Below are 21703 nucleotides of genomic sequence, written 5' to 3' on the forward strand. Positions count from 1 at the left end.
CCGCTTCGACCCGCCCCCGAAGCCGTCATGCCATCTTTTGCCCAGGACCGTGTCACATCCGGTCCAAGTCTCCCGCCATTGGCTGAACACGCAGGAACTTCTCATGGCTGAACCCTTCGATGTCATCGTCCTCGGCTCCGGCCCCGGCGGCTACGTCGCGGCGATCCGCGCGGCACAGCTGGGCCTCAAGACCGCCATCGTCGAGCGCGAGCTACTTGGAGGCGTGTGTCTCAACTGGGGCTGCATTCCGACCAAGGCGCTGCTCCGGTCGGCTGAGGTGCTGAACCTGATGCGCCACGCCAAGGACTTCGGCCTGTCGGTCGCCGGCGCGATCGAAGCTGATCTCGAGGCGGTGGTGAAGCGCAGCCGCGGCGTCGCGAAACAGCTCAACCAGGGCGTCGGGCACCTGATGAAGAAGAACGGCATTGCCGTATTCATGGGCGAGGGACGTCTCGAGGGGCCGGGCACCGTCAGGGTGACGGCCAAGGGCGAGGACAGCGTCCTCAACGCCGCTCACGTGATCGTCGCCACCGGCGCCCGCCCGCGCGATCTGCCTGCCGCGCCGCCCGACGGCCAGCGGATCTGGAACTACCGCCACGCCATGACCCCGCCGGAGATGCCTTCGCGGCTGCTGGTGATCGGCTCGGGCGCGATCGGGGTGGAGTTCGCCAGCTTCTACAACGACATGGGAGCAGAGGTGACGATCGTCGAAATGCTCGACCGCATCGCCCCGGTCGAGGACGACGACATCTCCGACTTCCTAGCCCAGGCGCTGACCCGGCAGGGCATCGTGATCGAGGCCGGCGCGAAGGTCGAGGCGATCGATGTGCGCGGCGACGGCGTCAGCGCCACCATCCGCGACAGTGCCGGCGACGCCCGGACGAGCGAGTGTAGCCACGTCATCACGGCCATCGGCATCGTGGCCAACACGCAGGGCATCGGCATCGACGATCTCGTCGACTTCGACGGCGGCTGCATCGCGATCGACCCCTATGGCCGCACCCGTACGCCCGGCCTGTGGGCGATCGGCGACTGCACACCCGGTCCCTGGCTGGCCCACAAGGCCAGTCACGAGGGCGTCACCGCCGCCGAGGCCATCGCGCAGGAGCTGGGCAGGTCGGGGGCGGACCCCCATCCGCTGGACCGCTCCAACATTCCGGGCTGCACCTACTGCCACCCGCAGATCGCCGCAGTCGGCATGACCGAGCGGGCCGCGCGGGAGAGCGGTCGCGAAATCCGCGTCGGCAAGTTTCCCTTCATCGGCAATGGCAAGGCCATCGCGCTTGGCGAGCCGCAGGGGTTCGTCAAGACGATCTTCGACGCAGCCAACGGCGAGCTGCTCGGGGCGCACATGATCGGCGCAGAGGTGACGGAGATGATCCAGGGCTTCGTCGTCGGGCGGCAGCTGGAAACCACCGAAACGGAACTGATGCAGGCGATCTTCCCCCACCCGACCATTTCGGAATCCATGCACGAGAGCGTGCTCGCCGCCTATGGCCGGGCGCTGCATATTTGAGCCGGGCCGAGTGCGGGTATCGGGATAAAGGGAGGCTCCTCAACGTTTTCCTTGGTGAAGGAGAACGTCGATGGAATACGAGATCAAGGACGAGCCGCAGGGCCTGCCTGAGCGGCCCGAGGCCGAACGCGACGGCGGGGTGGCCGACAACCACTCCTCGCTGCAGAACCAATCCACGGTGACGCCGCAGGACTACACCAAGGAGTACCGCGACCAGCAGGCGATCGGCGCGGGCAAGCAGCCCGGCTGACGCGGGACGGACTGGCGGACAGGGTGGGAGCCAAAATAGGCCCTAAGTAATTTATTTCATTGTAGGTCGCTCTGTCCGTTCAACCCTCAGCCTTAACCAAGAAACGCCGCGACTAGGCTTTTGCGCCAGCCTTACCCGCCATTAAGGGCATCAGCTTATTTGCCGCTCTTGCCGGGATCAGGCTTGGGCTTGGGCGGGTCAGCCGGTTTTTCCCGGTCAGTGCCGGGTTTATTCCGGCCTCGGTTTGGACCCTCTTGCGTGCTGAAGGTTTTCTTTTCGAGTTCGCTCATGTGGGGTTGATGCCAGCCGGCTAGCGGAGCCGTCAAGTTGAGCTAGGCACTTGGTCTAGCCAGTGACGTGACCCCCGTCAGCATGGAAGCCATTGCCCTCCGGGGTAAGGCTGCGAATTTTCGTGTTAGTGAGTTGCTCAATACCCGCCATAAAAGCCATCTTTTCCGCCAGTCTCAGGTTCATCCCTCTGCCTTACCCTGGGGGCTGGAAAGGGGTGTAAAACAGTGGAAGCCAGTAGAATCTGGGTAAGGTTGACAGTCAAGCAAAACCGCCATTTTACGGGAGAACAGCGGATTTGCGTAGGGTTTGTGGCGGACAGGGTGGGATTCGAACCCACGGAGGGCTTGCACCCTCGGCGGTTTTCAAGACCGCTGCATTCAACCGCTCTGCCACCTGTCCGGCGCATTGGCCGGGTCCGCCAGTTCCTCTCCTCTCGCCGCCTGTCAAGGGGGCGCGGGGTTTCGGGGTCGGCGGCGCGCGTCATGGCTTGCAGTCTGCTGTGAGGGTGCGCACAGTGGCGCCATGACGCTTCGCCGAACCTTCCTGTCGCTTGTCGCTCCGCTCGCCGCATTCTGCTCCGTCCCGGCCGCCGCGCAGACGGACTTGTCGTTTGACGGCTATCTGGCCCAGCTCAACGAGCAGGCCCGCCGCGCCGGGGTGAGCGAGGCGACGCTCGTCCGGATGAGCGCAGGGATGCAGCCGGACAGCCGGGTCATCTCCCTCGACCGGGCGCAACCCGGCTCCCCGAACGCCGGCGGCGCCTTCCCGCCGGTCAGCGCCTATATCAGCCGGCACGTGGATGCGGCCCGGATCGGCGGCGGGCGGCGGGTGTATGCCGAAACGCGCCACCTCGAACGGACGCTGGAGCAGCATTTCGGAGTGCCGTTGCCCATTCTGGTGGCGATTTTCGGCCATGAGACCGCCTACGGTCAGGTGCTCGGCAATTTCGATCTCGCCCGCTCGCTGGCAACCCTTGCGTGGGAGGGGCGGCGGCGTGACCTCTTCGCGGCGGAGTATGTCGCCCTGATGCGCATCGCCGACCGCAACCGGTACACGCGCGAGCAGCTGCGGGGAAGCTGGGCCGGCGCGTTCGGCAACCCGCAGTTCCTTCCCAGCGTGTATCTGCGCCTCGCCGTCGACGGCGACGGCGACGGGCGGGCCGACCTGTTTTCCAGCCGCGCGGACACGCTCGCCTCGATCGCGAACTATCTGCGCGACGCGGGGTGGCGACGGAACGAACCGTGGGGCGTCGGCGCCACCGTGCCGACAGGCTTCGACTGGAGCAGGCTGGGCACGCGTCTCAACGCGCCGGTGTGCCCGCGCGTCCACGATCGCCACAGCACCTGGATGACCGTGGCCGAATGGCGGGCACTCGGCGTGCGGCCGACGGGCGCCATTCGCGACGATGTGCACGCCTTCCTGTTCCAGCCCGATGGTGCGGGCACGCCGGCCTATCTCCTGACCAACAATTACCGGGCGATCCTGGAGTACAATTGCTCCAACTATTACGCGATGAGTGTCGGGCTGCTCGCCGATGCGGTCTCCGGCTGAGCCTGATCCACGGACCGGGAGCAGGAGATTGAGCAGCGGATGGAGCAGGACGCGCTCCGCGGCGCGTTCGGGGCTGCGCAAGACGGCGGGTGCCGTGCTTCTCGCGTGCTGTCCGGCGGCAGCGGGCGCCAGCCCGGCACCCATCCAGCCCATGCCGCCGGCGGAGTGGCGAACACCCACGGTCGACGAGGCTCCGATCGCGTTGCTCGTCGACCTCGCCTCGGGACAGACGCTGTTTGCCCGCGAGGAAGAACGGCGGTTCGCCCCGGCTTCCGTCACAAAGGTGATGACGATCTATTCCGCCCTCAGCCGCATCGCCAAGGGGCAGATGAAGCTGGATGACCGCTATGCCGTCAGCCCCGCCGCCTTTTCCGCGTGGCGCCGGCGCGGCTCGACGATGTACCTTGCCGCAGACGCACGCCCGACGGTGGAGCAGCTGCTGCTGGGCATTGCCGCCGTGTCGGCCAACGACGGCGCGGTCGTGCTGGCCGAAGGCGCGGCCGGATCCACCGACGCCTGGCTCGGGTGGATGAACGCCGATGCGCGCCGGCTCGGCATGCGCGACAGCCGGTTCGGCAGCGTGAACGGGTTCCCCGATGGTGGCGGCACCTACACCTCCGCCCGCGATCTGGTGCGGCTCGCATCCGCGCTGATCGACGAGCATCCGCGGCTCTATCGCCATTTCTTCGGTCGGCCCGGCTACACCTTCAACGGCATTACGCAGCGCAACCACGATCCCATTTCCGGGGTGATCGCCGGCGCGGACGGGCTCAAGACCGGCTACACCGACGAGGCAGGGTACACCTTTCTCGGCTCGGCGGAGCGCGACGGACGCCGGCTCGTCATGGTGATTGCCGCCAGCGACACGGCGCGTCAGCGCGACCGTGCCGCGCGTGCGCTGATGGAGTGGGGTTTTCAGGCGTTCGACCACCATCGGCTGTTCGCCGGTGGCGCGGCGCTGGCGCAGGCGCAGGTGCAGGGCGGGACGCGCCGCACGGTGGGGCTGGTTGCCGAGCGCCCGCTCGGCATCTCCGTCCCGCGCGGCACGCGGCCGGCCGTCACGATGAAAGTCCGGTATGAAGGCCCGCTTGCCGCCCCGATTGCGCAGGGCGATCACGTCGCCGACCTGCATGTCCGGATCGACGGGCTGCCCCCTTATACGGTGCCGCTCCTCGCGGCGCAGGATGTCGGCGTGGCGGGTCCCTTGGACCGGATCCTCAACGGATTCGCGCGATGGCTGCGGTGAAGGGGCGGTTCATCACCTTTGAAGGCGGGGAAGGGGCGGGCAAGTCGACGCAAGCGCGCCTGCTTGCCGACTGGCTCACGCAGCAGGGACGCCCGACCGTGCTCACGCGCGAGCCGGGCGGGACGCCGGGCGCCGAGGCGATCCGCGCGCTGCTGCTGTGCCCGCCGGGCGCCGAATGGCTGCCGCGTGCCGAGGCGCTGCTGTTCGCTGCCGCGCGCTCCGACCATGTGGAGCGGTTGATCAACCCGGCGCTTGCGCGGGGGGAATGGGTGATCAGCGACCGGTTCATCGACTCCAGCCTGGCCTACCAAGGTTTCGCCGGAGGGCTGGGTGTGGAGAAGGTCACGGCCCTGCACACGATCGGCACCGGGGGCGTCTGGCCGGACCTGACGCTCGTGCTGCGCGCGCCGGCGGCAACGGCGGCTGCGCGGGTGACAGCCCGCGACGGGAGCTGCCGGGACGCCATCGGCGGCCGCGGAGAAGCTTACCACAGCGACGTCGATGCCGCCTTCCTCCAGCTCGTCGCTGCTCATCCCCAGCGGATCAGGGAAGTGGATGCCAGCGGGGATGCGGACGCCGTCCACGCGCTCGTGCGGGATGCAGTGGCGCCGCTGCTTGAAGGCGCAGCGCGATGAGCGGGAGCCACAGCAGTTTCTGTCCACAGACGGCTTTCGGCACATGGCAAACCCTCGTCGCGGCCGACCGGCTCCACCACGCCTGGCTGCTGAGCGGGCCGGCCGGGTCCGGCAAGCGCGCCTTTGCCGTTCAGGCGGCCGCTCACCTGCTCGGCCAGCCCGTCTCCAAGGGCGCGGTGCATCCCGATCTGCTCCTCATCACGCGCGAGCCGCGGGACGGCGCCGAAGCGAGGAAGGCCGAGGACGGCAAGCCGTTCGAGCGCCGCAGGAACATCACCATCGCACAGATCCGCGCCATGCAGCAGCGCCTCACCATCGGGCTCGTCGGCGCCGGACAGTGGCGCGTGATCCTCATCGATGCCGCCGACGATCTCGAAGCCGGTGCGGCGAACGCCTTGCTCAAGAGCCTGGAGGAGCCACCACGGCGCACGGTGTTCCTGCTGGTCGCCGATCGTCCGGCGCAGCTTCTGCCCACCATCCGCTCGCGGTGCCAGGTGCTCCGCTTCTCGATTCCGCACAACGCCGCCGATACGCGAACGGAACCTGACGGCGCCGCAGCGACCGGCAACGCGGCGACGCGCGGGCAGGGACGGGAGGCGGTTGCGGCGGCCCGGCAGGAGCTTGCCCGCCAGCTTCCCCCTCGCACGGCGGAACACTTTGCCGCCCTCGACCGGAGCTATGCCGAACTGGCAAGGATCGAGAACGAGGTGGCGAGCTTCAACTACGATCCCGATCTGCTGCGCGCGCGCATCGCCGGCTTGCTCGCCGGCGCGCCGCTCCCTAGGGGCGGTGGCAATGACGACGCCGTTCTACATCACCACCGCGATCAACTACCCTAACGGGCGGCCTCATATCGGGCATGCCTACGAGGCGATCTGCGCCGACGTGATCGCCCGCTTCCAGCGGGCACAGGGCCGCCGGGTGCGGTTCCAGACCGGCACCGACGAACACGGCCTCAAGATGATGCGCAAGGCGCGCGAGCAGGGAGTCACGCCCGCCGCCCTTGCGGACGAGATGTCGTCGCACTTTCGCCACATGGCGGATGCGCTCCACATCTCCTACGACCGTTTCATCCGCACTGTCGAGCCAGCCCACCACGCCGCCAGCGCCGCGCTGTGGGAGGCGATGAAAGCGAGCGGAGACCTGTATCTCGGCCGTTACGAAGGGTGGTATTCCGTCCGGGACGAGGCGTTCTACGACGAGACGGAACTGCGCGAGAGCCCCGACGGCGGGCGGCTGTCGCCACTCGGCACACCGGTCGAATGGACGGTCGAGGAGAGCTGGTTCTTTCGCCTGTCGCGGTTCGCCGAGCCTTTGCTGAAGCTCTACGAAGAGCGGCCCGATTTCATCGAACCGGCGGCACGGCGGAACGAAATGGTCGCCTTCGTTCGTCAGGGGCTGCGCGATCTGTCGGTCAGCCGCACAAGCTTCGACTGGGGCGTGAAGGTGCCGGGTGCGCCGGATCATGTGATGTATGTCTGGGTCGATGCGCTGACCAATTATATCACGGGCCTCGGCTACCCTGAGCCCACCGAGGAGATGCGGGACTTCTGGCCAGCCGATCTGCATCTCATCGGCAAGGACATCGTTCGCTTCCATGCGGTTTACTGGCCGGCCTTTCTGATGAGCGCGAAGCTCCCGCTGCCGCGCAAGGTCTTTGGCCACGGCTTCGTTCTCAACCAGGGCGAGAAGGAGTCGAAGAGCCTCGGGAACGTGACCGATCCGCTTGATCTGGCGGAACGCTACGGGGTGGATGCACTGCGATACTTCCTGATGCGTGAAATTCCGTTCGGTCAGGATGGCAGCTGGTCCCACCAGGCGATCGTCACCCGGGCAAATGCGGAACTGTCAAACAGTTACGGCAATCTTGTGCAACGTGTTCTTGGCTTCATCGCGCGGAACCTGGACGGCACGGTCGCCCGTGTGACGGAACTGCAGGAGGCTGACGCGGCCCTTCTGAATCGGGTGCGGTCGGCTTGCCTTGCCGAGCTGCCGGAGCAATGGAATCGCCTTGCCCTCAACGCCGGCCTCGACGCGTGGATGAAGGCGGTCTACGCTGCCAATGCCTATGTGGACGAGCAGGCGCCCTGGGCGCTGCGAAAGACGGATCCCGAGCGCATGGCGACCGTGCTGGCGGTGCTGTGCAACGTGATCGAGATGCTCACATCGGCCATCCAGCCGGTCATTCCGGCGAGCGCCCGGAAGGTGCTGCACATGCTCGAGCCGGACCACGGCGATCTTGGCACGAAGAGCGCGAAGCGCGGCGCTGCGCTGCGCTACACCGTACGGGACGTGCAGCCGCTGTTCCCGCGCCTGGCCGATCCGACGGCGGAGCCTGAAGGGTGCTGATCGACAGCCACTGCCACCTCAACTATCCCGGTCTCGTGGAGGACGTGGACGCCGTGCTCGAGCGCGCCCGCGCGAGAGGGGTGGGCGGCATGCTGAACATCTCCACCAAGCACAGCGAATGGGACGATGTCGTCGGCCTTGCGCGGCACCATCCCGATGTGTGGGCGAGCATCGGCGTGCACCCACATGCCGCGGAAGACCACCTGCATGTCGATGTCGACCTCCTCAGAAATGCCGCATCGCAAGATCGGGTGGTGGCGATCGGCGAGACCGGCCTCGACTATCACTACAGCCACAGCTCACCTGCAGCGCAGCAGTCCCTGTTCAGAAGGCACATCACCGTCGCGCGGGAGCTTGACCTGCCGCTCATCATCCACACCCGCGACGCGGAAGACGACACCGTGGCGATGCTCGATGAAGCGGCGCAGGACGGTCCGTTTGCGGCGCTGATCCATTGCTTCACCGGATCGATCCGCTTTGCCGAGGCCGTTCTGGAGCGCGGCCTGTCGATCTCGCTGTCGGGGATCGTGACCTTCCGCAATGCCAGGGAATTGCAAGCCGTTGCGCGCCTCGTTCCGGAGGAACGGCTGCTCGTGGAAACGGACAGTCCCTTTCTCGCGCCGGTCCCGCACCGCGGCAAGACGTGTGAGCCTGCGTATGTCCGCGATACGCTCGAGCGGATCGCCGCACTGCGTGGGGTGGACGCCGAAGTGCTGGAAAACCGCACAAGCGCCAACTTCTTCAACCTGTTCAAAAAAGCGGTGCTGGCTTGAAACTGCGGATGCTCGGGTGCGGAACGTCGACAGGAGTGCCGCGCATCGGCAATGACTGGGGCGCATGCGATCCGGACGAGCCGAAGAACCGGCGCACGCGGCCGTCGGTCGTCATCGAGACGGAACGTGGCGACCGCATTTTGGTCGACACCTCCACCGATCTTCGCGAGCAGTTGCTGCGCGAAGACATTGACCGCGTCGACGCGGTGATCTGGACCCATGACCACGCCGATCACACGCACGGCATCGACGATTTGCGATTGATGCGCTCATCGCGCACGAACCCGCTGCCCGCTTTTGCGGGGGAAGAAACCGTGAGAAGACTCCGCAGCCGCTTTGGCTATGTCTTCGCCGGGAAGGACGGCTACGCGACGATTGCCCGCCTGGCGCCGCTCAACAAGCTGCATCTCGTGGTGGGGTGTTCGGTTCGCCACTGCGAGATGCCGCATGGCGGCATGACCAGCACCGGACTGCGGTTCGAATGTGACAACAAGTCCATCGGTTATGCCGTTGATTTCCAGGAAATTACTCCGGACATGGTGTCGCTGTTCATGGGCGTCGACCTGCTGGTGTCGGACTGTCTGCGGCGGCAACCGCACCCGACGCATGCCCATCTGGCCATGGCGCTGGACTTTGCTGATAGGGTGAGTGCCAGCAGGGTCGTGCTGACGCATCTGGACAACACCATGGACTATGCGACGCTGTCCGCCGAATTGCCGAAGCACGTCCGGGTCGGCTTCGATGGTCTGGAGATCGTGATTTGAACGAGGTTCAGATCGTCTCGCTGGTCGCGCTGACAGCGATGCTCATCTTCGTGGCGAGCGGTCTGCGTCGGCACGGAGCGTCCGGCGCAAGACTGGCCGGAATGGCAGCCGTCTGGGTGGTCATCTTCATCGTCGTTGCGCTGCTCGCCACGACGCTGTTCTCACGGTAATTTTACATAATATGTATTATCGGACACGGGATGATGTCTGACCCCGTAGCGCAACTCCGCTCCATCATGGCCCGCCTGCGCGATCCCGTGCATGGTTGCCCCTGGGATCAGCAGCAGACCTTCGCGTCGATTGCTCCTTATACCATTGAAGAAGCCTACGAGGTCGCAGACGCCATCGCGCGCGATGATGTCGCGGACCTGCGCGGCGAACTCGGCGATCTGCTCCTGCAGGTCATCTATCATGCGCAGATGGCGCAGGAGCGCGGAGCCTTCACCTTCGACGATGTTGCAACGGACATCTGCCACAAGATGATCCGCCGCCATCCCCATGTGTTCGGGAGCGAACCAGGCGCCGAAGCCCCGGACTGGGAGGCCATCAAGGACGATGAGCGCACCGACACGGGCCAGACCAGCGCCATGGATGGCGTGGCCTTGGCACTTCCCGCCCTCTTGCGCGCGTTCAAGCTTCAGACCCGCGCTGCGCGCTGCGGCTTCGACTGGCCCTCTCCGGATGGCGCGAAGGCGAAGATCGAGGAGGAACTTGCGGAGTTCGCCGCCGCCGGATCGGACGCCGAGCGTCAGGAGGAAGCGGGCGACGTGCTGTTTTCCGTGGTGAACGTCCTTCGCGCTCACGGGGTCGAGCCCGAAGCAGCTCTGCGGCATGCGAATGCGAAGTTCGAACGGCGCTTTCGCGCTGTCGAAGCAAACGCGGACCGTCCCTTGCGCGACATGCCTCCCGATGAACTCGAAGCCCTCTGGAATGCCGTGAAACGGGAGGGGGAGGCGGCGGCGTCCTGATCACAGTTGCGTGAACCGCCCATAGGCTTTGCCGCTCATGCGAACCTGCATGTGCCGCTGTTCCTCATCCACGGTTTCACTGATCACCTGCCCGTGCTCGTGAAGGAAAGCGCGGCGCCGGCCATCGTCCAGAGCGAGTGCGACTGCGTACACACGTTCCCCGGCGGAAAGGAGGTCGGCAAATTTGCCGACAAGCTCGTCCGTGCCCTCTCCCGTCTCCGCCGAGATCAGCACGACGTTTTCTTCAACCCGTGACCCGTCCTCGAGCGCCGCGCGCTCGGATGAGTCCAGCAGGTCCACCTTGTTCCACGCCTCCACGATGGGCACTGAGCCTTCTTCCGGGTCAATGCCGAGGTCACGCAGAACGGCGTAGACCTGATCGCGTTCGGCCCTGCTTTCTTCAGCGTGGATGTCGCGCACGTGACAGATGAGGTCCGCTTCCGCCACTTCCTCGAGCGTCGCCCGAAAAGCCGCGACAAGCTGGGTCGGCAGATCCGAGATGAACCCCACCGTGTCTGACAGGATTGCCTTGGGAAATCCCGGCAGCGACAGGGAGCGCATGGTGGGGTCGAGCGTGGCGAACAGCATGTCCTCGGCCTTGACGCCGGCGCCTGTGAGCCGGTTGAACAAGGTGGATTTGCCTGCATTGGTATAGCCCACCAGCGCGATCACCGGCCATGGCGCCTTCCAGCGCCGTTCACGATGCAACGTCCGGGTCCGCCGGACCTGATCTAGCTCGCGGCGCAGGCGGCCGATCCGCTGGCGGATCATGCGCCGGTCGGCCTCGATCTGCGTCTCGCCCGGACCGCCTAGGAAGCCGAACCCGCCGCGTTGCCGCTCCAGATGGGTCCAGCTGCGGACAAGGCGGCTTTGCTGATACTCGAGGTGCGCCAGCTCCACCTGTAGCCGCCCTTCTGCCGTCGCGGCGCGCTCCCCAAAAATCTCCAGGATGAGGCCCGTGCGGTCGATCACCTTGCAAGCCCAGGCCCGCTCGAGATTGCGCTGCTGAAGAGGAGACAACGCCCCGTCGACGATCACGAGAGACGCATCGTGAAGGACGACGGCGTCGCCAATGGCGGAGATCTGTCCGGTGCCGAACAGCGACGCCGGACGCACCGCGCGCACCGTAAGGATCTCCTCGGCGACCGGAGCAATTCCGATCGCGGCGGCAAGCCCCCTCAGCTCGGACAGGCGCGCAGGCGCGGGGCGATCGTAAAGGCGACCCCGCACGTCCGGGCAGACGAGGACGGCCCGCGCCCCTGTGGCCGCGCCGGACGAGACCTCATGCGCAGTCAGGCCGGGTCGTCCTCTGCCGTGGTCAGGTCCACGTGATCGTTGGGCTGGATTGTGGAGATGGCATGCTTGTAAGCCAACTGGACGAACGAGTCCCGCTCGAGCAGAACACAGAACGGGTCGAAAGATGCGATGCGACCCTGAAGCATCACCCCGTTGACGAGGAACATCGTCACCCCGACGCGCGCCTCGGCCACCTTGGTAAGAAAGACATCCTGCAACAGCCGTCCGGAAGCAGTCCCCACCGAGGGAAAAGAAGTTTCCGCGTCCATGGCGTGCGCCGGCATGATGGTGGAGATGGCGTGCTTGTAGACCAGCTGGGTGGCGCCATCACGGCGCAGCAGGATGGAGAAATTGTCGAACCAGGTGACGATCCCCTGAAGCTTGACACCCTTCACGAGGAACACGGTGAGCGGCGTCTTGTTCTTCCGCATCAGATTGAGGAACGTGTCCTGCAGGCTCGCAGGCTTGACGCGCTTGCCGCCTCCCTGCCCCTCGGCTGCTTCCGCCTTGGCTGGCTTGCGCACACTGAGCGTAGCATTTCCAGCCATTTACACGATCCTCCTCATATTCATCTTCGCATCCAGCCTCTCCGGCTGATGATGGCAACGTTTCGCCACATCTTGTGCCGCGACGGTCCGGGCCTCCCCGCCGCAAGGGCCTGCGCTCACACAATGAGCGAGCCTAGCTCCGGTTTCCTGCTTGTGGACGGGCTAGGCGTCCGATCCTTCTGAACGGCGATCTCCCAGCCCCAGCAGCTTGAGCTTGCGATGCAGAGCGCTGCGCTCCATGCCAATAAAGGACGCCGTGCGCGAGATGTTGCCGGAGAAGCGCCGGATCTGGATGGCGAGATATTCGCGCTCGAAGGTTTCGCGGGCTTCGCGCAGCGGGGCACTCATCATGATCGACATGCTGTTCGCGCTTGCATCGGTTCCGCCGACGATCTCCGCAGGCAGCATGGAAGGTTCCACACAGGCAAGGTTGTCGCGGGGCGAGAGAATGATGGTGCGCTCGACGACATTGCGCAGTTCGCGAACGTTTCCCGGCCAGTCGTGCGACTGCAGGACAGCAAGCGTTTCGGGCGTGATCGCCGGCGGCGGTAACCCCTGCTCGATAGCCAGTCGGCCGAAGAATTCCTCCGCCAGCAGCGGGATGTCCTCCCGCCGGTCCTTCAGCGGCGGAATGGACACCGGCACCACGTTGAGCCGGTAGAACAGATCCTCACGAAACCGGCCTTCCGCGATTTCGACGGTCAGGTCGCGCGTCGTGGACGTGACCACCCGGACGTCGACGCCGATCTGGCGATGTCCGCCGACGCGAACGAAGCTCTGGTCCGTCAGCACTCTCAGGATGCGCGCCTGCGTCGACAGAGGCATGTCCGCCACCTCGTCCAGATACAGCGTTCCGCCGTCGGCAAGCTCGAGCAGCCCTTGGCGGACGAGATTCCCGTCCACCTCTTCTCCAAACAATTCATGTTCGAAGCGCTCGGGCGTGATCCGGGCCGAGTTGACGACCACGAAGGCGTGGTCCGCGCGGTTGCTCCAGCTGTGCAGCAGCCGTGCAGCCACCTCCTTGCCCGATCCGGCAGGTCCGCTGATCAAGACGCGGCTGCCGGTGCCGGCGACCCGCTTCAAGGTTGCGCGAACTTGGTTGATGAGCGAGGAAGTGCCCGTAAACCCTTGCTCTGCCGGGAGGTTCTGCTTCAGGCCGGCGACATTGCGGCGCAGCTTTTCGGCGGTTGTAGCCCGCTCCACGAGCAGCAGCAGACGTTCGGTCTCGAAGGGCTTTTCGAGGAAATCCATGGCTCCGCGCGACACGGCGGCCACGGCGGTGTCGATGTTGCCATGGCCTGAGAAGATGATTACCGGCAGTTCCGGCTCTCTCTGCTTGATGGCGTCGAGCACCTCCAGACCATCCATCGGACTGCCATGCAACCAGACGTCGAGAAGGACGAGATTGGGCCGCCGCGCATCCACTGCCGCCAAGGCTGCGGTGCTGTCGGCCGCGGTCCGGCAGTGATATCCCTCGTCCGACAGAACGCCGGCCACCAACTCGCGGATGTCCTGCTCGTCATCAACCACAAGTATGTCGAGTGTCACGTGCTGCTCCAGACTGGCTACTCGGCCGCGGTTTCGATGAAACGGCCAGGGTTCCTGGCGAACTTCAGGGTGACGGTCGTGCCCCCTTCCCGCCCGCTGCGGAAGCTGAGGTCGCCTTCATGTTCCTCGACGATCTTGCTGACGATGGCCAGACCAAGGCCCGTCCCCTTGGCGCGCGTGGTAACATAGGGTTCGATCAGGCGCTCGTGATCCTTCGGCAGGCCGATCCCGTTGTCGGTCACGGCGACGACGATGTGCTCCTCCTCGACGGACAACGCCACGTCAATGACGCCCGCTGCCGCGTTCTCGGCATGATCCTGTCCGATCCGCGCCTCGATGGCTTCGGCGGCGTTCTTGAGCACGTTCGTGAGGGCCTGCCCGAACTGGTGCCGGTCGCACAGCATCAGGATCCGCTCGTCATCAGGAGCCGAGAAGCGGTAGGTGATGTGGCCGTTCGCCACCTCCTGCAGGAACACCGCCTGCCGGACGAGGTCGAGAGCGTCCTCCTGCCGGAACACCGGCTTGGGCAGACGGGCGAAGGAGGAGAACTCGTCCACCATCTTGCGCAGGTCGCTGACCTGCCGGATGACCGTGCTGGTGAGGTCGTCGAACAACTCGCCATCCGTTTCGATCTGGCGCCGGTAGCGACGCTTCAGCCGCTCCGTCGCCAGCTGGATGGGTGTCAGCGGGTTCTTGATCTCGTGCGCAATCCGGCGCGCCACGTCCGACCAGGCCGCCTGCCGCTGATCGAGCAGTTGCCGCGTGATGTCGTCGAAGGTGACCACATGCCCTTCGCGCAGCGGGCTGACGGTCACCGCCAGCGTGATGTGGTCGCCGGCACGGTCGAAGCTGACAAGCGCCTGACGTCGCCCCTCCCTGATCATGTCTGCAATGCCGGGCACCACGGTCTCGAGGTCGATGCCGATGGCAGACCGTGTCCCGGTGTCGAACAGCACGTCCTGGGCCGAGCGGTTGATCAGCAGGATCCTGCCCGCGGCGTCGACCGAGACGATCCCGGCGCTGACCGACTCCAGCACGGCTTCGATGAAGCGCCGCCTCTCCTGCAACTGGCTGTTGGCGGCGATGAGGGCCGCCGTCTGCTGTTCGAGCTGAGCGGTCATGCGATTGAAGGCGCGGTTGAGCAGGCCGATCTCGTCGCCGCTGGTGCGCCCCTGCACGCGCATGGCGAAGTTGCCCGCGCCGACCCGGCGCGCCGCAGCCACGAGTTCGGTCAGCGGCTGAACCTGCCGGTCCGCGAAGCGAAGGGCGAACCATACCGCCGCGCCCACAAGAGCGAGGCTGCCGAAGAACAGCGCCAGCACGAATCGCACCTGCAGGGCACGGGCCCGCTCCGTCAGCAGCCGGTAGTCGCCCGCGATCGCGGCCGCTTTCTGCCAGTAGGCAAAGCTTTCCGCTTCGCTGTTGCGCGAGGTGTAGAGGTAGATGCCGGACGCGCTGTCGATCGCGGCAACCGCCTCGATCCGGTTCGGACCGCCCTCCACGTGGACGATCTCTCCGGCTTTCAAGGCCGGAATGTGGCGGTCGACGAACGCGGTCGGCTGGTTGTCGTCGCGCAGGTTCAGCAAGGCGGCGATGCGCGTCGATCCGCCGCCGGTGTCCTGCAGGATCACGGATTCGCTGATGTCGCGGCTTTGTGCCTGAAAGCCGTAATAGGTCGGGAAGGCGGAATCGAGGATGCTGCCGTTTTCCAGATAGGCGCGCATGTCGCCTGCCATGGCCACAGTCTCTCGGCCGACGTCGAGCTGGTTGTTTTCGTAATAGCCTTGCGCCAGCTGATTGGCGTTCTCCATCAGGCCCCGCGAGGCGTCGGAGAAGAAGAAGTCGACGCCGAATTTGAACAACACGGCTGCGAAGGCCGCGAACAGGAGCGTCGGCACCGCCGCCAGCACCGAGAACAGGAACACAAGTCGGACATGAAGCCGGGCAGTGCTGCCCGCCGCGCGCCGCAGGGCGAGTCGCCGCCCCAGCAGGACGAGAAGGCCCATTGCCGGAACCAGCGCCCCGACGAGCAGCATCGTAACCTGCGCAGAAGGAAGCAGCAGCACGCCCTGGGGCGCGGAGGTGAAGGCGTCATACGCCGCCCAGATCATCGCGCCCAGCGCCAGCGCGCAGGCCAGTTCGAGCATGGCGAAGATGGGCAGCCGGCGCAGCGCCCGTGCAACGCGCCGCGACCGCAATCCCGACCGTCTCGGCAGAGTGTCGCTTCGCGTCATCGTGACATGGTTACAACGCCTGTGTGGCGGTTTGGCAAGGACCAACTCGCCTCAGCATTGCGGAGCGGCGAAAAACCGCAGGCGTGCACAATGAACGCTTTCAAGGCGCCGGTGCACCACTTGCTGCCGATCAGGTGCAGAACGGGGCGAAAAACCGCTCCACCTCGTCCATGACGTCAGCCGGACGGTCGATGAAATTGACCGTGTTCCTGAACTCCGCCGAGCCGGGGAGGCCCTTGGTGTACCAGCCAAGATGCTTGCGGGCCATGCGCACAGCAACCGCGTCCCCGTAATGCTCCCGCATGGCAGCGTAGTGTTCGGTGACAAGAGCCAGAAGTTCCGACCCGCCCGGCTCGGCCAGAAGGGTGCCGCTCCGCCACCACTCCATCACCTGACCGAGCAGCCATGGACGCCCATACGCGCCCCGACCGATCATCACGCCATCCGCGCCGGACTGTTCGAGGGCCGCGGCCGCATCGGCGACCGAGCAGATGTCGCCGTTCACAATGACGGGAATGCCGACCGCCTGCTTGACGCGCCGGACGAACCCCCAGTCGGCCGATCCCTTGTACATCTGGTTCCGGGTGCGGCCGTGGACGGTGATCATCCTTGCACCCAGATCCTCGGCGATGCGGGCAAGCTCTGGCGCGTTCAGGCTGTCGTGATCCCAGCCCATCCGCATCTTGACCGTGACCGGAATGCTGACCGCCTTCACGGTGGCGTCGATGATCGCGGCGGCAAGCTTGAGGTCACGCATCAGGGCGCTCCCGGCATCGCCATTGACGACCTTCTTGACCGGGCAACCCATGTTGATGTCGATGAGAGCAACACCCCGGTCGGCGTTGAGCTTTGCCGCTTCCGCCATCTCCGCCGGAGAACACCCCGCCAGCTGCAGCGAAATGGGTTCCTCGCTGGCGTGCCAGGCCGCCTTCTGCAGGCTTTGACGCGTTTCGCGGATCATCGCCGGCGACGCGATCATCTCCGTGACGTTCAGGCCGGAGCCGTAGCGGCGCACAAGGCGGCGGAACGGCATGTCCGTGACCCCCGTCATGGGCGCGAGGATGACCGGCACGTCGATCGTGACGGCGCCGATCCGGATCGGCCGGAGCGCGGGAGGTGTCAGGGGCGCAAGCATGGGCAGGACTGGCACACGCCGTTACCGGATTGCGGCCGCACCGGCAACAGGATAGCGGACGCAGCGATGCCCGATGCCACTCCCCAGCCCGCCTTCGCCGCCATCGTGGTTGCCGCCGGTACGGGGGAGCGCGCGCCCGGCGCGGTGCCGAAGCAGTTTCGCTCGTGGAAGGGTCGCCCGGTGCTGCTGCACTCGCTCGACGCCCTGCTCGAGGCCGGCGCCGCGCATGTGGTGGTCGCGCACCCCGCAGACCGGCGCAACGAAACCGAGGCACTTGTCGGCGCGCGCGCGCGGGTCAGCCTCGTCGCCGGCGCGGCCACCCGGCAAGGCTCCGTGGCCGCCGGGCTGTCGGCCCTGCCCGCGGATGCGCCCGGCATCGTGCTGATCCACGATGCGGCGCGGCCGGATCTTCCGATCGCGGTCATTAAACGTCTGCTGGCGGCTTTGGACATGGCAGACGGTGCGATCCCGGTCCTCCCGGTGACGGACAGCCTCGTGCGCGTTCCACCCGGCGCTGCTCCTCGCGCAATCGACCGGCGCGACATGATGCGCGTCCAGACTCCCCAGGCGTTCCGGCTCGACGCAATCAGAACGGCGCACTGGGGCTGGACAGGCTCCTTGACGGCGACAGACGACGCGCAGGTGCTCTCCGCGGCGGGCTTTCGTCTCACCACGGTGGCAGGAGATGAACGGTTGGCGAAACTGACCTACAACGCCGATTTCGGATCGGATCAACTCCCGGTCAGGATTGGAGCGGGCTACGACGTTCATCGGCTGGAGGCGGGGAAGGATTTGTGGCTGTGCGGCGTGCAGATCGAGTCGCCTGTGGGCCTGGCGGGGCATTCCGATGCCGACGTGGCGCTCCACGCCCTCACTGACGCGCTGCTTGGCGCGATCGGTGCCGGCGACATCGGCACCCACTTCCCGCCTTCGGACATGCGCTGGCAGGGGGCAAGTTCGGACCTCTTCCTGCGCCACGCGGACGCTCTCGTCGCCGAGGCGGGATACGGGATCGGCAATGTGGACCTGACGATCATCTGCGAATCCCCGCGGATCGGTCCGCACCGGGACCGGATGCGCAGTCGCCTCGCAGAGATCCTGCGCCTCGCCCCGGATGTGGTGAGCATCAAGGCGACGACAACCGAGAAGCTCGGCTTCACCGGCCGGGCTGAAGGAATTGCGGCGCAGGCAAGCGTCTGCCTTGTGCGCGCCGCCGGGGCCTGACGGAGGTGCCGATGGAGCGTGTCCTTCCACCGGAGATCATCACACTGGCCGAGCAGGTGGTCGCCGCCAACGCAGCCGCGGCGCGACGGATCGTGCTCGCGGAGAGCTGCACCGGCGGTCTTGTCGCGGCGGCTCTGACCGAGGTGGCCGGGTCATCGGCGGTCTTCGACCGGAGCTTCGTCACCTACTCGAACGAGGCCAAGATGGAGGCGCTCGGCGTGTCGCTCGACATTCTGGAGACCTTCGGCGCGGTTTCGGTCGCCTGCGTGTGGGCGATGGCGCGCGGAGCGTTGGCCCGGTCGTCCGCCGATGTAGCCGTGGCGATCAGCGGCATCGCCGGCCCCGGCGGCGGTTCGGAGCTGAAGCCGGTCGGGACCGTCGTCTTCGCCCGCGCTGTTCGCGGCCATGGCGATCAGGACGTCGCCGAAACGCGGGCGTTTCCGGACACCGACGGACGGGCGGGCATTCGCCAGGCCGCGACGATCTGCGCGCTTGAACTGCTCCTGCCCTGATCCGGCGGAGAAAAGGTCACGCGGCCTTGGCGCCGGACCCGTAAAGCTCGGCCGCACGCGCCTCGAACGCCGCCACCATCTTGCGGAATGCCCGGTCGATGTAGCGCCCCGCGAGGCTTTCGAAGATGCGGCTCTTGAACGCGAATTCGACGCAGAACTCGATCTCGCACCGGTCCGGTCCGAGCGGACGGAAATCCCAGCGGTTGTCGAGATCGCTGAGCGGCCCGTCGACATAGTGAACACGGATAGACCGGGGACGGTCCCGGGTCACGCGCGAGGTGAACCGCTCCTTGAGCGCCTTGAACCCCACGAGCATGTCTGCCGTCAGCACGACGCCATCGTCCGACCGGACGCGGACTGCCGTCACCCACGGGAGAAAGGACGGATATTCGCGCACGTCGGCCACAAGGTCGAACATCTGTTCCGCCGCGTATGGCAGCTGCCGGACTTCATGGATCCGCGGCATCAGGCAATGACCTTTGCGGCGCGGTCGAGAGCCTGCGCGCGCCGCTGCCGCATCACCTCGAAGTCGGCCCCGGCATGGTAGCTCGACCGGGTCAGAGGACTGGCGGCAACCTGCAGGAACCCTTTGGCCCGCGCGATCGAGGCATAGGCGTCGAAGGCTGCCGGCGTGACGAAGTCCGCCACCCGCGCATGCTTCGGCGTCGGTTGCAGGTACTGGCCCATGGTGATGAAATCGACATCGGCGCAGCGCATGTCGTCCATGACCTGATGCACCTCCAGGCGCTCTTCGCCCAGACCCAGCATGATGCCCGATTTGGTGAAGATCAGCGGATCGTGCGCCTTGACCTCTTCGAGCAGGCGGAGGGAAGCGTAGTAGCGCGCGCCCGGCCGGATGGTCGGGTAGAGCCGGGGAACCGTCTCGAGGTTGTGATTGTACACATCCGGGCCGGCCTGGCAGATCATCTCCACGGCCGCGCGCATCTTGTTGCGGAAGTCAGGCGTGAGGATCTCGATCGTCGTGGCGGGCGTGCTGCGCCGCAGCGCCTTGATGACCCTGACGAACTGGCCGGCACCGCCATCAGGAAGATCGTCGCGGTCCACGCTGGTCACGACGATGTGCTGCAACCCCAGCCGGGCGGCCGCGGCCGCGACATGCTCGGGTTCGAGCGGATCGACGGGCCGCGGCATGCCGGTCTTCACGTTGCAGAAGGCGCAGGCGCGGGTGCACACGTCGCCGAGGATCATTACGGTTGCGTGTTTTTTCTCCCAACATTCACCGATGTTGGGACACGCAGCTTCCTCGCACACGGTGTTCAGCGACAGCTCCCGCATCAGGGCCCGCGTCGACTGGTAGCCTTGACCAACCGGAGCGCGGACGCGGATCCAGTCGGGCTTGCGCTGCCGGGGTGGACGGTCACCCGAGAGCGCCATCGCGGAGGAGAGATCGTTCATGGCCGCCATCTAGGCTGGCAGACAGGTCACTGCAAGAAAGGGCGGCGGGTTCACCCCGCCGCCCTTCCAGCCTTCCGCCGCTGCCGCGGTCGAGTCCGGGACGCGTTCAGCCGGTCGTCCGTCCCTGCGCCCGCTGCTCCGCATAGGCCGCCCACAGCTGCGACACCGCCGAGCGGTTGCCCTCGACGCGGCCGAAGGTTTCGGCCGCGGCGGCATAGTTGCCCTGGCGGACCTGCGCGATCCCGATCCGGTTCTGCAGGGTCACGGTGTCGGCGCCGGGCATGGTCAGAGCCTTGCGGTAGAACTGCTCGGCCTTCTGCGGCTGGCCTGCATCAAGGAAGATGTTGCCAGCCGCCACCACGGTCTGCAGACGGGCCGAAGCGGCATTGGCATCGCGCTCCAGCCCGGCGAGTTCCCCCTGCACGATCGACTGCCGCGAACGCGCCGTCGCCAGCGCGTCGGAGGCAAACGAGTTCTCGCGCGACAGCAGGCCGGAGGCGTACCCTTCGTTGACGACCTGAACCACCTCGTTGGGCAGACGCCGCGGGTCGGCCATTTCGATGAACGCCAGATATTCCTGTCCGTCCCGGAAGGTGCGGGTCGCCTGCTGCAGCCGCAGCAGGTCGAGCACGTCGTCGTCGTTCAGCTGCGCGGAGGTGCGGGTGACGACGATGGCATCGCCCCAGCTGTCGCTCGCCGGGTAGTGGCGCGCAAAGAGGGTGCCGTAGCGGACGGCCGCATCACCGAGCCGGCCGGTATAGGCGACGGCCAGCGCCTTGCGCAGATGATCGCGCGACGGCACCTGGCCGGCCGCGACCTGCTGATCGACGATCCCGCCGATATAGGACAGCCCGCCGGCATGGTCGTTCTGCTGGACGAAGGTGTCGGTGATGAGCACGTGCGGATCGGTCTCGTTGTAGCCCGCGGCGACCGCCGCCTGGAGGTAGGTCCGCGACCGGGCGAAATCCCGGGCCTGATAGGCGATCTGGCCGGCGATGAAGTTGTACTGGCCCAAATTCTCCGCGGCGACCTTGCCGCTTTCGAGCATCAGGCCAAGCCCCTGAAGCTGCAGCGCGGGATCGCTCGCCGCCGTGCCTGCCGCGTAGATGAACTGACCGCCGGCGAACTTGTCGTCCGGCGTCGAAACCGCCGCGGCAATCGCCGGCACGGCTGCCCGCATCGCCTGCGGATCACGGGGCTGCGCGTTGAACAGCGCCTGCGCCGGCGCGAACGCCGCGCGGAAGGCTTCCGAGTAGGTCGCCTGCGGCGCCTGCTGTCCGCGTTCCCGGTTGCCGCGCTGCTGGGCTGCGGCCGGATCCGCGAACGATCCTGCAGTCAGCGCCACGACCGCGGCCATGGCCACACCGAACCTTCGGACGGATCTGCCTTCCCCGCCTCGCGCTCCCCGCTTGCCCGAAATCATCATACGTCTATACCCCGCTCTTTC

The 21703-nt window shown here is 66.4% G+C and carries 21 protein-coding genes and 1 tRNA gene; 13 read left to right on the forward strand and 9 right to left on the reverse strand.

Annotation, left to right across the window (positions count from 1 at the left end; all coding sequences use genetic code 11):
- The first annotated feature begins 103 nt into the window (after nucleotides 1-103).
- Both lpdA and ETO60_RS06810 read left to right on the forward strand, forming a co-directional pair.
- Nucleotides 104-1516 (forward strand): dihydrolipoyl dehydrogenase, encoded by a 1413-nt coding sequence (gene lpdA / locus ETO60_RS06805; RefSeq protein WP_130003985.1) that lies wholly within the window; start codon nucleotides 104-106, stop codon nucleotides 1514-1516.
- Nucleotides 1517-1586: 70 nt separating this feature from the next.
- Nucleotides 1587-1766: a hypothetical protein gene (locus ETO60_RS06810; protein WP_130003987.1), complete on the forward strand. Its 180-nt coding sequence runs from the start codon at nucleotides 1587-1589 to the stop codon at nucleotides 1764-1766.
- Between the two features lie 600 nt (nucleotides 1767-2366).
- Here the strand turns inward: ETO60_RS06810 and ETO60_RS06815 are convergent.
- Nucleotides 2367-2456 (reverse strand) — tRNA-Ser (locus ETO60_RS06815).
- Nucleotides 2457-2579: 123 nt separating this feature from the next.
- Here ETO60_RS06815 and ETO60_RS06820 point away from each other — a divergent pair.
- From ETO60_RS06820 to mazG, 9 genes are read left to right on the forward strand one after another with little or no spacing between them, the layout of a single operon-like run.
- Nucleotides 2580-3608, forward strand: coding sequence for a lytic murein transglycosylase (locus tag ETO60_RS06820; protein WP_130003989.1), 1029 nt, complete (start codon nucleotides 2580-2582; stop codon nucleotides 3606-3608).
- 28 nt (nucleotides 3609-3636) lie between these two features.
- Nucleotides 3637-4854: a D-alanyl-D-alanine carboxypeptidase family protein gene (locus ETO60_RS06825; RefSeq protein ID WP_234026374.1), complete on the forward strand. Its 1218-nt coding sequence runs from the start codon at nucleotides 3637-3639 to the stop codon at nucleotides 4852-4854.
- Nucleotides 4842-5489, forward strand: coding sequence for a dTMP kinase (tmk, locus tag ETO60_RS06830; protein WP_130003991.1), 648 nt, complete (start codon nucleotides 4842-4844; stop codon nucleotides 5487-5489). Before ETO60_RS06825 ends, tmk begins: the two co-directional genes overlap by 13 nt.
- A complete protein-coding gene (locus ETO60_RS06835) occupies nucleotides 5486-6328 on the forward strand; it encodes a hypothetical protein (protein WP_130003993.1) in 843 nt (280 codons plus the stop codon). Before tmk ends, ETO60_RS06835 begins: the two co-directional genes overlap by 4 nt.
- Nucleotides 6285-7838 carry a methionine--tRNA ligase gene (metG, locus tag ETO60_RS06840; protein WP_130003995.1) on the forward strand — a complete coding sequence of 518 codons (1554 nt, stop codon included), beginning with the start codon at nucleotides 6285-6287 and terminating at the stop codon, nucleotides 7836-7838. The genes ETO60_RS06835 and metG overlap by 44 nt, the downstream gene beginning before the upstream one ends.
- Nucleotides 7832-8611, forward strand: a complete 780-nt coding sequence (locus ETO60_RS06845; protein ID WP_130003997.1) for a TatD family hydrolase — start codon at nucleotides 7832-7834, stop codon at nucleotides 8609-8611. Before metG ends, ETO60_RS06845 begins: the two co-directional genes overlap by 7 nt.
- Entirely contained in the window at nucleotides 8608-9375 is a 768-nt protein-coding gene (locus ETO60_RS06850) for an MBL fold metallo-hydrolase (RefSeq protein WP_130003999.1), read from the forward strand. The genes ETO60_RS06845 and ETO60_RS06850 overlap by 4 nt, the downstream gene beginning before the upstream one ends.
- Nucleotides 9372-9545, forward strand: a complete 174-nt coding sequence (locus ETO60_RS11240; RefSeq protein WP_165362132.1) for a hypothetical protein — start codon at nucleotides 9372-9374, stop codon at nucleotides 9543-9545. Before ETO60_RS06850 ends, ETO60_RS11240 begins: the two co-directional genes overlap by 4 nt.
- Nucleotides 9546-9578: 33 nt before the next feature.
- Entirely contained in the window at nucleotides 9579-10343 is a 765-nt protein-coding gene (gene mazG / locus ETO60_RS06855; protein WP_130004651.1) for a nucleoside triphosphate pyrophosphohydrolase, read from the forward strand.
- Here mazG and hflX read toward each other — a convergent pair whose 3' ends face one another.
- From hflX to dusB, 5 genes are all read right to left on the reverse strand, one after another.
- Nucleotides 10344-11639 (reverse strand): GTPase HflX, encoded by a 1296-nt coding sequence (hflX, locus tag ETO60_RS06860; protein ID WP_130004001.1) that lies wholly within the window; start codon nucleotides 11637-11639, stop codon nucleotides 10344-10346.
- On the reverse strand, nucleotides 11636-12187 hold the full coding sequence (gene hfq / locus ETO60_RS06865) for an RNA chaperone Hfq (protein WP_130004003.1): 552 nt from the start codon (nucleotides 12185-12187) through the stop codon (nucleotides 11636-11638). Before hfq ends, hflX begins: the two co-directional genes overlap by 4 nt.
- Before the next feature lie 162 nt (nucleotides 12188-12349).
- On the reverse strand, nucleotides 12350-13735 hold the full coding sequence (ntrX, locus tag ETO60_RS06870) for a nitrogen assimilation response regulator NtrX (RefSeq protein ID WP_130004005.1): 1386 nt from the start codon (nucleotides 13733-13735) through the stop codon (nucleotides 12350-12352).
- 17 nt (nucleotides 13736-13752) lie between these two features.
- Nucleotides 13753-15969, reverse strand: coding sequence for a sensor histidine kinase (locus ETO60_RS06875; protein ID WP_130004007.1), 2217 nt, complete (start codon nucleotides 15967-15969; stop codon nucleotides 13753-13755).
- Between the two features lie 130 nt (nucleotides 15970-16099).
- Nucleotides 16100-17104 (reverse strand): tRNA dihydrouridine synthase DusB, encoded by a 1005-nt coding sequence (dusB, locus tag ETO60_RS06880; RefSeq protein WP_130004009.1) that lies wholly within the window; start codon nucleotides 17102-17104, stop codon nucleotides 16100-16102.
- Between the two features lie 66 nt (nucleotides 17105-17170).
- Between dusB and ETO60_RS06885 the strand changes: the two genes are divergently transcribed.
- Together ETO60_RS06885 and ETO60_RS06890 are read left to right on the forward strand one after the other, a co-directional pair.
- Nucleotides 17171-18328, forward strand: a complete 1158-nt coding sequence (locus tag ETO60_RS06885) for a bifunctional 2-C-methyl-D-erythritol 4-phosphate cytidylyltransferase/2-C-methyl-D-erythritol 2,4-cyclodiphosphate synthase (protein ID WP_130004011.1) — start codon at nucleotides 17171-17173, stop codon at nucleotides 18326-18328.
- Nucleotides 18329-18339: 11 nt separating this feature from the next.
- A complete protein-coding gene (locus ETO60_RS06890; protein WP_130004013.1) occupies nucleotides 18340-18840 on the forward strand; it encodes a CinA family protein in 501 nt (166 codons plus the stop codon).
- A gap of 16 nt (nucleotides 18841-18856) precedes the next feature.
- On the opposite strand, the gene ETO60_RS06895 is transcribed toward ETO60_RS06890, so the two are convergent.
- The 3 genes from ETO60_RS06895 to ETO60_RS06905 all read right to left on the reverse strand — a co-directional run bounded on the left by ETO60_RS06895 (nucleotide 18857) and on the right by ETO60_RS06905 (nucleotide 21613).
- Entirely contained in the window at nucleotides 18857-19306 is a 450-nt protein-coding gene (locus tag ETO60_RS06895) for a type II toxin-antitoxin system RatA family toxin (protein ID WP_130004015.1), read from the reverse strand.
- On the reverse strand, nucleotides 19306-20265 hold the full coding sequence (gene lipA / locus ETO60_RS06900) for a lipoyl synthase (protein ID WP_130004017.1): 960 nt from the start codon (nucleotides 20263-20265) through the stop codon (nucleotides 19306-19308). The genes ETO60_RS06895 and lipA overlap by 1 nt, the downstream gene beginning before the upstream one ends.
- Nucleotides 20266-20362: 97 nt before the next feature.
- Entirely contained in the window at nucleotides 20363-21613 is a 1251-nt protein-coding gene (locus tag ETO60_RS06905) for a hypothetical protein (protein ID WP_130004019.1), read from the reverse strand.
- Nucleotides 21614-21703 lie beyond the last annotated feature (90 nt).

It is taken from the genome of Qipengyuania thermophila, assembly GCF_004153605.1.
GTDB lineage: Bacteria > Pseudomonadota > Alphaproteobacteria > Sphingomonadales > Sphingomonadaceae > Qipengyuania_B > Qipengyuania_B thermophila.